At 62.6% G+C, this 10,732-nt stretch carries 10 protein-coding genes and 1 pseudogene; 7 read left to right on the top strand and 4 right to left on the bottom strand.

The annotated features are described in order from the left end of the window. Positions 1–11: 11 nt before the first annotated feature. The 5 genes and pseudogenes from ACRHIG_RS04630 (at position 12) to ACRHIG_RS04610 (ending at position 4,128) form a co-directional block, all read left to right on the top strand. Positions 12–626 carry an ABC-type transport auxiliary lipoprotein family protein gene (locus ACRHIG_RS04630; RefSeq protein ID WP_489629505.1) on the top strand — a complete coding sequence of 205 codons (615 nt, stop codon included), beginning with the start codon at positions 12–14 and terminating at the stop codon, positions 624–626. Beyond that, positions 623–1,810, top strand: a complete 1,188-nt coding sequence (locus ACRHIG_RS04625) for a VanZ family protein (RefSeq protein ID WP_489629504.1) — start codon at positions 623–625, stop codon at positions 1,808–1,810. The genes ACRHIG_RS04630 and ACRHIG_RS04625 overlap by 4 nt, the downstream gene beginning before the upstream one ends. 40 nt (positions 1,811–1,850) lie before the next feature. After that, positions 1,851–2,167, top strand: a pseudogene (locus tag ACRHIG_RS04620) ((2Fe-2S) ferredoxin domain-containing protein). A gap of 48 nt (positions 2,168–2,215) precedes the next feature. After that, positions 2,216–2,869: an alpha/beta hydrolase gene (locus ACRHIG_RS04615; protein ID WP_070291993.1), complete on the top strand. Its 654-nt coding sequence runs from the start codon at positions 2,216–2,218 to the stop codon at positions 2,867–2,869. A gap of 113 nt (positions 2,870–2,982) precedes the next feature. After that, positions 2,983–4,128 carry a D-alanyl-D-alanine carboxypeptidase family protein gene (locus tag ACRHIG_RS04610; protein WP_489629503.1) on the top strand — a complete coding sequence of 382 codons (1,146 nt, stop codon included), beginning with the start codon at positions 2,983–2,985 and terminating at the stop codon, positions 4,126–4,128. Positions 4,129–4,199: 71 nt separating this feature from the next. Here ACRHIG_RS04610 and ACRHIG_RS04605 read toward each other — a convergent pair whose 3' ends face one another. From ACRHIG_RS04605 to ACRHIG_RS04595, 3 genes are read right to left on the bottom strand one after another with little or no spacing between them, the layout of a single operon-like run. Continuing rightward, positions 4,200–5,588, bottom strand: a complete 1,389-nt coding sequence (locus ACRHIG_RS04605; protein WP_489629502.1) for a cytochrome c — start codon at positions 5,586–5,588, stop codon at positions 4,200–4,202. A 14-nt stretch (positions 5,589–5,602) separates the two neighbouring features. Further along, entirely contained in the window at positions 5,603–7,399 is a 1,797-nt protein-coding gene (locus ACRHIG_RS04600; RefSeq protein WP_046683272.1) for a GMC family oxidoreductase, read from the bottom strand. A gap of 38 nt (positions 7,400–7,437) precedes the next feature. Then, positions 7,438–8,130 carry a gluconate 2-dehydrogenase subunit 3 family protein gene (locus tag ACRHIG_RS04595; protein ID WP_489629501.1) on the bottom strand — a complete coding sequence of 231 codons (693 nt, stop codon included), beginning with the start codon at positions 8,128–8,130 and terminating at the stop codon, positions 7,438–7,440. 251 nt (positions 8,131–8,381) lie between these two features. Here ACRHIG_RS04595 and ACRHIG_RS04590 point away from each other — a divergent pair, with 251 nt between their 5' ends. Further along, a complete protein-coding gene (locus ACRHIG_RS04590) occupies positions 8,382–8,924 on the top strand; it encodes a TetR/AcrR family transcriptional regulator (RefSeq protein ID WP_489629500.1) in 543 nt (180 codons plus the stop codon). Between the two features lie 53 nt (positions 8,925–8,977). After that, positions 8,978–9,904, top strand: a complete 927-nt coding sequence (locus ACRHIG_RS04585) for an aldo/keto reductase (protein WP_489629499.1) — start codon at positions 8,978–8,980, stop codon at positions 9,902–9,904. A gap of 3 nt (positions 9,905–9,907) precedes the next feature. On the opposite strand, the gene pssA is transcribed toward ACRHIG_RS04585, so the two are convergent. Further along, positions 9,908–10,693, bottom strand: a complete 786-nt coding sequence (gene pssA / locus ACRHIG_RS04580) for a CDP-diacylglycerol--serine O-phosphatidyltransferase (RefSeq protein WP_489630741.1) — start codon at positions 10,691–10,693, stop codon at positions 9,908–9,910. Positions 10,694–10,732 lie beyond the last annotated feature (39 nt).

Here is a 10,732-nt window from a genome sequence, read left to right as displayed (position 1 = left end):
GAGAACACCGCATGCCTATCCCACGCCATCTCACCGCACTCATCCTGGCCGGCGCCGTCCTGCTGGGCGGCTGCGCCAGCCGCGGCCCCGTGCCCACGTTCTATGACTTCGGCCCTGCCGCGCCGCTGGCGGCCGCACCGGCCGCCGTGCCAGCCGTGCCCGTGCTGGTGATCGCCGACGCCAACGGCCCTTCGTGGCTGGACAGCCAGCGCATGTATTACCGCCTGCTGTACGCCGATGCGCAGCAATCGCGGCCGTACGCCTACAACCGCTGGAACACGCCGCCGCTGCAGCTGTTCAGCCAGCGCCTGAAGACGCGCGTGGCGCAAAGCGGCGTGAAAGTGCTGTCGACCACGGACGCGGCCGCCGGTATTCCCCTGCTGCGCATCGACGTCGATGATTTTTCGCAAGCGTTTGACACGCAGACGCAAAGCAGCGGCCATGTGTCGCTGCGCGCCTCGCTGTTCCGCGGCCACCGCCTGATCGACCAGAAAACCTTCAGCCGCAGCGGTCCGGCCGGCAGCGCCGATGCGCAAGGCGGCGCGCAGGCGCTGGCGGCCGCCTCGGACGCCATCGCCGCCGACCTGCTCACCTGGCTGGGCACGCTGAATATCCCGAAAGAATGACCGAGCCCGCACCCTCCGCCAGCCCGGCGGCGCCGCTGCCGCCCGTCCGTTCCTCGCCCGTGTCGCGCGCGACCCTGCTCGCCTACGTCTTCCTGATCGTGTACGCCAGCTGGTTCCCGTTCACGGGCTGGCACAGCAATGGCCTGTCGCCGCTGACGTTCCTGGAAAACACCCGCATGCCCCGTTACTGGACGGGCTTTGACGTGGGCATCAACGTCGTCGGCTACATCCCGCTGGGCGCCTTGATCGTGTATTCGCTGTTTCCAAGGATCACAGGTTTCTTTGCCGTTATCGTCGCCAGCCTGTGCGGCATGCTGATTTCCGGCAGCATGGAAGCCGTGCAGACCTATTTGCCCAGCCGCGTATCGTCGAACCTGGATTTTTATACGAATGCGGCCGGCTGCTGCATCGGCTCCATCATCGGCGCCTTGACGGCGCGCAAGCTGCTCGACCATAGCCATTTGTACCGCTTGCGCCAGCGCTGGTTTGCCCAGCATGCCAGCCAGGGCCTGGTGCTGGTGGCCCTGTGGCCGCTGGCGCAGATCTATCCGCAAGGCTATCTGTTCGGCCTGGGCCAGCTGCTGCCCATCCTGTCGGACTGGCTGTCGCAGCTGACGGGCATCGACATCGATCTGGCCGCGTACCTGCGTCCCGACGTGATCTTAACGGTCGAGCAATATTGGCTTTCAGAAACCATCATCACGGCTTGCGGCATGACGGGCGCCGTGCTCACCTTGCTGTGCCTGCTGCGCCGCGCCGCGCCGCGCGCCATCCTGATGCTGACCCTGATCGCCGCCGCCCTGATCGTGCGCTCGATGGCCAGCGCGCTGCTGTTTTCGCCGCAAAACGCCTTCGTCTGGATCACGCCGGGCGCCCAGGGCGGCTTCTTGATCGGCCTGATCATGCTGGGCGGCCTGGCCTTCGCGCCGCACGTGGCGCAGCGCCGCATCGCGGCCGCCACCTTGCTGCTGAGCCTGGTGATGGTGAATACGACGCCGATCAACCCGTATTTCATGTCAACCTTGCAAGGCTGGGTACAAGGCAAGTTCCTCAACTTTAATGGCGCGGCGCAATTTTTGGCCTTGCTGTGGCCCTTCGTGGCCCTGTGGTTCCTGTGCCTGCCCTCGCATCGCCTGAACCGGCAGGACGATGTGCAGCGCCAGCGTCGCGAAGACCACCCATAAGCGCTATCATGGCGCATTGATGAATCAGCAGGAGCATAGTATGAGCGACGCACCGTATTTTGAACGCCACGTTTTTTCTGCATGAACAAACGTGAAGATGGCCGCAACAGCTGCGGCGACCATGGCGCGGAAGCAGCGCAAAAGCACTGCAAGCGCCGCATCAAGGAACTCGACATGAATGGCGCGGGCAAGATCCGCATCAACCAGGCCGGCTGCATGGACCGCTGCGAGGAAGGCCCGCTGCTGGTGATCTACCCGGAAGCGACCTGGTACACCTATGTCGACACCAGCGATATCGACGAGATCATCGATACCCACCTGGTGGGCGGCAAGATCGTCGAACGTCTGAAAATCTAAGCCGCATATTTAATCCTAATTTAAGCCTACGCCACCAGTATGAGCATCATGAACAGAAACTCGGAAAAATTTACCCTCGCCGGCCATGCGGGCAGCATGGAAGGCTTGCTCGATTTCCCGGCAGACACTCCGCGCGGCATCGCCCTCGTTGCCCATCCGCACCCGCTGTACGGCGGCACGATGGATAACAAGGTCACGCAAACCCTGGCGCGCGCGTTTGTCGCCCTCGGTTACGTGGTGGCGCGCATCAACTTCCGCGGCGTGGGCGCTTCCGAAGGCGTGCACGACCATGGCGCGGGCGAGACGGACGACATGCAATTGCTGTATGAACACATGGTCGGCCTGTATCCGGGCTTGCCCGTGGCCTTGTCCGGTTTCTCGTTCGGCACCTTCGTGCAATCGAAACTGCAGGAACGCCTGGCCGCCGCCGGCACGCCCGCCGAGCGTCTGGCGCTGATCGGCAGCGCGGCCGGCAAATGGGCCATGGCCGACATTCCGGCCGACACCATTTTGATCCACGGCGAACTGGACGACACAATTCCCCTGTCCGCCGTCTTCGACTGGGCCCGTCCACAAGACATCCCCGTGATCGTGATCCCCGGCGCCGACCACTTTTTCCACCGCAAGCTCAACCACATCAAGAACCTCGTGATTGCGCTGTGGCATGGTGACAAACCCGCAATTGCAGCGGATGATCATTGAAGTGTGGGCTTACTAGCGCCTCCACGGCTATAATTGATCCGTTTTTTCCACGCGGCCACGTACGCAGCAACTGCGTGGCCCTCAGCCTTCATCTTTTTCGCAGACCAGCCTCCATGAAAAAACTTTTAGCGGCACTGGCCTCCAGTGTACTTTTCCTATCCGCCGCCCACGCCCAGCACGTTCCTGCACCGAGCATCGCCGCCAAATCCTGGCTGCTGCTTGACGCCACCAGTGGCCAGATCATTGCTTCGCAAGATCCGGACGCCCGTATCGAGCCGGCATCGTTGACCAAGATCATGACGGCCTACCTGACGTTTGCCGCCATCCGCGAAAAGAAACTGGCGCTGGACCAGAAGGTAAACGTGTCCGTGCGCGCATGGAAAGTTGATTCGAGCAGCTCGAAGATGTTCATCGACCCGGCCACGCCCGTCTCGATCGACGACTTGCTGCACGGCCTGATGATTCAATCGGGTAACGACGCCGCCGTCGCGCTGGCTGAAGCCGTCGCCGGCGACGAAGGCACCTTCGTCGTGCTGATGAACCGCGAAGCCCAGCGCATGGGAATGAAAAACACGCGTTTTGCCAATCCGCATGGTTTGCCTAGCCCGGATAACTATTCCACGGCGCAAGATCTGTCCGTGCTGGCCCAGCGCGTGATCGCCGACTATCCTGAATTCTATAAAATCGATTCCATCAAGAGTTTTACGTACAACAAGATCACCCAGCCTAACCGCAACCGCCTGCTGTGGCTGGACCCAACCGTCGATGGCATGAAGACGGGCCACACGGAAGCGGCCGGCTATTGCATGATCGCCTCGGCCCGCCGTCCAGGCGGCACCGGCGAGCGCCGTTTGATCTCCGTCATGCTGGGTACCTCGTCCGACCAGGCGCGCACGCAGGAAAGCCAGAAGCTGCTGAACTGGGGCTTCCAGAACTTCGATACGGTCAAGCTGTACTCGAAGGGCCAGGCCGTGGCCACGCCGGAAGTGTGGAAAGGCTCGAAAGGCACCGTGAAAATCGGTTTCGCCCGCGACGTACTCGTCACCGTACCAAAAGGCACGGCGGCCAAGATGAAACCTGTGCTGGAACGCAAGGACCCGCTGGTGGCGCCGTTGGCTGAAAACGCCCCTGTCGGCAAGCTGAAAATGATGGTCGACGACAAGGTTCTGCTGGAACTGCCCGTCGTGGCGCTGGAAACCATCAACCAGGCCACGATCTTCGGCCGCGCCTGGGATTCGATGCGTCTGTGGATGAAATAAGCAGTCAGCACTCCCCATAAAAAATGCCCGCAGATGCTGCGGGCATTTTTTTCGTCTTGCGTTACGTCAGCTTACTTCGCCGGCGCATCCTTCAGGTGCGGCTGACGCGCCACGGGCGGGAAGGTGCCGTGGCGGCCTGCCGCAAACGTCGCTTCCGTCTGCGACGCCGCCACCGGCACCGAGACCTTGCGCACCTTGGCCACCTGTGCCGCCGTCACGGGCGTGCCGCGATTGCCCCAGCTGGTCTGGATAAACGTCACCACCTGGGCAGTCTGCTCATCATTGAAGATGTCGGCATACGGCGCCATCGTCAGCGCCGACGGCGCCGTGCGCGTGGCCGGCACGGCGCCGCCCGACAGCACGATGTTGATGGCCGAGGTGGGATCGTTGGTCTGCAGCACGGCATTGCCGGCCAGCGCAGGGAAAGCCTTGTCATAGCCCTTGCCGTCGGAGCGGTGGCAGCCGGCGCAGCGGTCCAGGTACAGCTGCGCGCCCTTGGAGTTGACGATACCGCTGAACAACTGCTTGCCCAGCTTGTCGTCCGCCACGAAGGCCGGCGTGCCTGGCTTCGATGGCGGCAAGGACTTCAGGTACTTCGCCATCGCCGCCAGGTCGCCATCCGTCATGTGCTGCATGGAATGGGCCACCACGTCGTTCATGGCGCCGAACGACGCCGTATGGCTGTTGCGGCCCGTTTTCAGGAATTCGGCGATCTCCGCCGCGCTCCAGCGCGCCAGGCCGCCGCCATGTTCATTGCGCAGCGAAGGCACGGACCAGCCGTCGATCACGCCGCCACCCGCCAGGAAGGTGGTGTTGCCCTCATCCGTCAGCGATTTTTCCTGCATGCCCACGCCGCGCGCCGTGTGGCAGGCGCCGCAGTGGCCCAGGCCCTGTACCAGGTAAGCGCCGCGCAGCAATTGCGCATCGCCCGTGGCCGGCGTTTTATACGGCTGCGGCGTGGGGGCGAAGGCCCAGCGCCAGATGGTCAGCGGGAAACGCATCGACAGCGGCCACGGAATATCGGCCGCCTTGTTCGGCGTCGGGTCTGCCTTCACGCCATGCATGAAGTAGGCGTACAGCGCCTGCATGTCCGCTTCGCTCAGGCGCGAGTACGACGGATACGGCATGGCCGGATACACGGTATAGCCGTGCCTGGTCACGCCGGTACGCATCAGCTTGTCGAAATCGGTAAAGCTCCAGTCGCCGATGCCGGCCTTCTTGTCGGGCGTGATGTTGGTGGAATACACCTTGCCGATCGGCGTTTCCATGCCCAGGCCGCCCGCGAACGGTTTGCCCTGCGTGCCGGCCGTGTGGCAGGCGATGCAGTCGCCGGCGCGGGCCAGGTATTCGCCCTGGCGTATCAGCTGGGCGTTCGGGGTGGTCGCGGTAGCCGACCAGGCAGTACTTGAAGCGAGCGCCAGCAGCAGCGCGCCCACGGTATGGGTGAATGTGTTGTTCATCTTCTTGTTCTTTATCAAGCGACCAGGGGACGGGGATCTTTCAGGTATTGCTCGCGGATGGCCTTGGCCGACCAGTAGGTCAGCGCGCAAGCGAGGCCCGTCGGGTTGTAGCCTATGCCCACCGGGAACACGCTGGAGCCGACGGCAAACACGTTGTGCACGTCCCAGCTTTGCAGGTAGCGGTTGACGACGCTGGTCTTGCGGTCCGCGCCCATGGCCGTGCCGCCCGCCCAGTGGGTGGTCTGGTAGTTGCGCAAGTCGAGGTGGTCGCCCACGCTCTTGACGGACACCTTGATCGATTCCGGATTCATGGCCTCGGCCACCTTCATCATCTTGTCGGTGACGAAACGGCTCATCTTGATGTCGTTTTCCTTCCAGTCGAAGGTAAAGCGCAGCAATTGCTGGCCATACTTGTCCGTGTAGGTGGGGTCCAGGTCGACATAGCAGTCGCGGTAAGTCATGTTGGCGCCGTGGCAATCGAACGAGACCGTGTTCAGGTAGCTCTTCTTGACGGCCTTCTTCCAGGCCGAGCCCCAGGCGGGCGTGCCGTCCGGCGTGGCGATGCCGGAAATGGGCTTGGAGCCGGCCGGGTTGCACCAGGCGGGCGAGCCGCCCACAAAACCCAGCGGGCCATGGTCGAAGTTATCGCCATTCCAGTCATCGAGCGCGACACCGGTGCCGCCGGCGCCGATGAACGGGTTCGTGTTCGTGTCTTCCTTGAAAAAGGTCTGGATGGTGGACATCATCTGGTAGGCGATATTGCGCCCCACCACGCCTTCATTGCTGACGGGGTCGTATGGCTTGCCTATGCCCGACAGCAAGAACAGGTGCGCATTGTTGTAGGCAAACGCACTGGCGATGACCAGGTCGGCCGGCTGTTCGACGGCCTTGCCATCCGCATTGATATAGGTCACACCTGTTGCGCGCGCTTTGCCACCCTTGCTGCCGTCGAGGTTGATGCGCACGACGTTGCAGTTGGCGCGCAGCTCGAAGTTCGCCACCATGCGCAGGGCCGGCATGATGTTGACGTTGGGCGAGGCCTTGGAATAGTTGTAGCAGGCGTAGCCGGAGCAGAAACCGCAGAAGTTGCACGGCCCCATCTGGCAGCCGTACGGGTTCGTGTACGGGCCGGACGCGTTCGACGAGGCGTTGACGAACGGGTGGTAGCCGACGGCCTTGGCCGCACGGCGGAACAGTTCGGCCGTGTACGGCACTTTTTGCGGCGCCAGCGCGTAATTGTCGGAGCGGTCGCCCTCGAACACATTGCCGTCACCGACGACGATGCCGTTGACTTTATACGCCTGGCCCGAGGTGCCGAAGACTTTCTCGACGAAATCGAAGTGCGGCTCCAGTTCGGCATAGGTCACGCCAAAATCCTGGATCGTCATGCCTTCGGGAATGAATTTCTTGCCGTAACGGCGTTCGTAGTGGCTGCGGATCTGCAGCTCTTCCGGCAACACGCGCCAGTGCATGCCCGACCAGTGCAAGCCCGCGCCGCCCACGCCCGTGCCAGGCTTGAAGGCGCCGATCTGGCGATACGGCACGGCCACGCCCGTGATGCTGTGGCGGAAGGTGAACGTGCTCTTCGACATATCCTGGAACAGCTTGCTGCGCTGGATGTAGGTCAGCTCGTCGAGGGTCTTCGGATAGGCGCCGTCGGGATAGGTGTCGCGGTATTCGCCGCGCTCCAGCGCGACCACGTTCAGGCCCGCTTCCGTCAATTCCTTGGCCATGATGGCGCCGGTCCAGCCGAAGCCGACAATCACGGCATCGACAGGCTTCATTTTTACATCGGGTTTGATATCACTCATGATGGTTTTTCTTTTTCTTTGATCGGGTACTAAAAGTTTTACGCTATGGACACGGGAGGCAACGGATATTTCTTGCCATACTGCTCCACCCAATCCATGTAGTCGGCGCGCGCGCCAGGAAAGCCCACCATCTTCCAGGCCAGCATGTCCTTGTTGCCGCCGTGCACGGGGTCGCAAAAATAGCCTTCGCGCGTGTTTTGCAGCAGCTGGTTGAAGAAGATTTTCGACGGCACTGCGCCGATGTCCAGGGTGCCCTTTTGCAATTGCGTGATGACGGCGTCGCGCTCGGCCGCGTTCAGCTGCACGAAAGGCTTGCCGGACTGCTTATTGACGGCCGCATTCACGCCCGCCAGGGCGCTCTGGTACAGCTCGCGCGGCGCCATATGGAACTGGTAGCCGAACTGTTCGATCGAGGGCACGAACGGCCCCTGCATGTACCACAGCGCGCCATACGCATAAGGCGTGTTCATCTGCGCATCGATGAATTCATGCGCGCCCGCTTCCAGCGCGCCCGGCCCTTCGGCGTCGGCGGGGATCAGCCGGTCGACCAGCGCGCTCAATGTGGCCCATTCGGTGGCGTCGAAAAAGCGCGGTTTATAGGCAGGCTGGTCCTTGGAGACGGCCATGGCCAGGCCGCCGCCGGCGCCGGCCAGCAAGGCCACGGCAGGCGCGGCGCCGACGGCCTTGCGCAGGAAGTTGCGCCGGTGGGGCGAAATCCCGATGATTTTCATAGGTTGTCCTCAGGCGGCACGAGCCGCCACAGTGATGGATGTGGAAGTCAGAAAGAAAATGCGGACACGCGCCGCGCAGATGGCAGATTTCACGTAGAGATGACTGGGGTATCGCGGCGCGGTGCATCCACCTGCCGGTTAATTGATCAAGGTGATTGACAAGCGGTAGCTTTGCATTTACGGTGCGCATCGTACCATAATTAAAAGAAACATTCAGAGACAGGTTTAACGTGATCAAAAAAGAGGCAGCGGTGCGTGGCCGCCCGCGCAAGGCGGGCGTGGAAGATGCGGTACTGGAAGCCATCGTCCTGCTGGTGCGCCAGCATGGACTGGAGGCGGTGACGATACAGATGGTGGCCGACGTGGCCGGCGTGGGGCGCCAGACGATCTACCGGCGCTGGCCGCGCCGCGAAGACATGCTGCTCGACGCGCTCGTCAAGCGCACGGCGGAAAAGCTGCAGCGCGCGCTCGACATGCCGGACGGCCAGGAAATCGAGGCGATCTGCGCGCGCATCTTCGACAACCTGAACGCCGACGGCCGCTTCACCTGCGATTTATTGGTGCTGATCCACGACGATGCGGCGGCACAACTGCGCTTTCGCGAGCAGATCGTCGCGCCGTGGATCACCCTGGTGGTGCAGCGCCTGGTCAACATCGGCGTGCGCGCCGACCTCGACCTGCGCCTGTTCGCCTTCATGCTGCAATCGGCGCTCGTGTACCAGATGCAACTTGGCGGCCAGCTCGATGCTGCGCTGCAGGAGCGTTGCTGCCGCTTTATCCGCAGCATGTTGTAGCTCTGGATATAATCGTGGCGTCACCTTCTTCGCCACCACCAGAAAGCCAGCCCATGAGCCATGTATTTCCCGCCAGCCTGCAAGCGCCGCGCAGCCGTTTAAGCGGCAACGGTCCCGAACTGTCGCGCATCGTCGCCGGCATGTGGCGCATCGGCGAGTGGAATATGTCGGCGCAGCAGCGTTTGAGCTTCATCGAGCAATGCCTGACGCTGGGCGTATCGAGTTTCGACCATGCCGATATCTATGGCGATTACAGCGCCGAAGGGCTGTTCGGCGAAGCGCTGGCCCTGCAACCGGGCTTGCGCGACAAGATGGAGCTGGTCAGCAAGTGCGGCATCAAGCTGCTGTCGCCGCACCGTCCCGGCCATGCCATCCAGCATTACGACACGAGCGCGGCGCACATCACCGGTTCCGTGGAACACAGCTTGCGCCAATTGCAGACGGACCGCCTGGACTTGCTGCTGATCCACCGCCCCGACCCGCTGATGGATTTCGACGAGATCGCCGGCGCGTTTACCCAGCTACGGCAAGCGGGCAAGGTGCTGCACTTTGGCGTATCGAACTTCAGCCGCCACCAATTCGAGTGCCTGCACCGGCGTTTCCCGCTGGTGACGAACCAGGTGGAATTTTCGCCGCTGCACGTGGCGCCCCTGTTCGACGAAACCTTCGACGGCTTGCAGGACGTGGGGGTGGCGCCGATGATCTGGTCGCCGCTGGCGGGCGGACGGCTGTTCCAGGGCGGCGATGCGAATGTGGAGAACTTGCGCAATGTCATCAAGCAGATCGCGGACCAGCTGCAGCGCCCGTTTGCCAGCGTGGTGTTTGCCTGGATCATGCAATTGCCATGCCGCCCCCTGCCGCTGACGGGCACGGGACGCATCGAAGCGGTGGGCGTGGCCGTGGAAGGCACGCAGTTCACGCTCAGCCGCAGCGACTGGTTCGCCATCCTGCGCGCCGCGCGCGGGCACGAGGTGGCTTAACGTTTAATCAATCTCGTCCGGGTCGTTGAATACCTGGGGTAAGGCAATGCCGCGCCAGCCCAGGTACCACGCCAGGTTGAGCAGCAGGGTGGCGGCGATGTAGACGGCGAAGAACAGCGCAAAGAAACTGGTCTTCAGCCACACCAGCAGGGCGATGGCAAGGATCAGCACCAGCAGCGCAGCCAGGCTTTTCTTTTGCTTGGAGCTGGGGAAGCGCAAGGTCGACACCATCAGGCTGCCCACGCCGACCAGCAGCAGCATCAATAGATAGCTGTGCAGCATGGAATCGATGGGCGCCGGCCAGGCCACCACCACGGCCGCCACGCAGGCGGCACCGGCCGTGATCGGCATGCCGACGAAATACAGGGGGTCGGTGCGCCCCACATTCACATTGAAGCGCGCCAGGCGCATGGCGCCGCAGGCGACAAAGAAGAAGCTGGCCATGCCGCCAAAGCGCAACAGCAGCGGATCGTGCACGCCCATCTGCACAAAACCATAGCAATACAACAAGACAGCCGGGGCGCAGCCGAAATTCATCACATCGGCAATGGAATCGAGCTGCACGCCGAACTGCGAGCTGGTCCCCGTCAGCCGGGCCACGTAGCCGTCGAGCGCATCGAACACGCCGGCCAGTACCAGCAGCGCCGCCGCCAGGCGGTAGGCATCCGCATCGCCGACACCGGCGTTATCGACGGAAATAACGATACTGGCAAAACCGCACGCTATCGAAAGCAAAGTCACCATGCTGGGCAAGGCGTATTTGGCGCGCTGCAGGCGCGACTTGGGCAATGTGTTCAAATTATGGGCAATCAAAGTAGCGGGATGAGG

The organism is Janthinobacterium sp. C22, assembly GCF_057919405.1.
The sequence above is the reverse complement of the archived record's forward strand: the minus strand, read 5'-3'. Positions and strand labels throughout refer to the sequence as shown.

What these genes read in the sequence shown, in the direction of transcription:
- ACRHIG_RS04630 (WP_489629505.1), top strand. Translation starts at nt 12, where the DNA reads ATGCCTATCCCACGCCATCTCACCGCACTCATCCTGGCCGGCGCCGTC.
- ACRHIG_RS04625 (WP_489629504.1), top strand. Translation starts at nt 623, where the DNA reads ATGACCGAGCCCGCACCCTCCGCCAGCCCGGCGGCGCCGCTGCCGCCC.
- ACRHIG_RS04615 (WP_070291993.1), top strand. Translation starts at nt 2,216, where the DNA reads ATGAACAGAAACTCGGAAAAATTTACCCTCGCCGGCCATGCGGGCAGC.
- ACRHIG_RS04610 (WP_489629503.1), top strand. Translation starts at nt 2,983, where the DNA reads ATGAAAAAACTTTTAGCGGCACTGGCCTCCAGTGTACTTTTCCTATCC.
- ACRHIG_RS04605 (WP_489629502.1), bottom strand. Translation starts at nt 5,588, where the DNA reads ATGAACAACACATTCACCCATACCGTGGGCGCGCTGCTGCTGGCGCTC.
- ACRHIG_RS04600 (WP_046683272.1), bottom strand. Translation starts at nt 7,399, where the DNA reads ATGAGTGATATCAAACCCGATGTAAAAATGAAGCCTGTCGATGCCGTG.
- ACRHIG_RS04595 (WP_489629501.1), bottom strand. Translation starts at nt 8,130, where the DNA reads ATGAAAATCATCGGGATTTCGCCCCACCGGCGCAACTTCCTGCGCAAG.
- ACRHIG_RS04585 (WP_489629499.1), top strand. Translation starts at nt 8,978, where the DNA reads ATGAGCCATGTATTTCCCGCCAGCCTGCAAGCGCCGCGCAGCCGTTTA.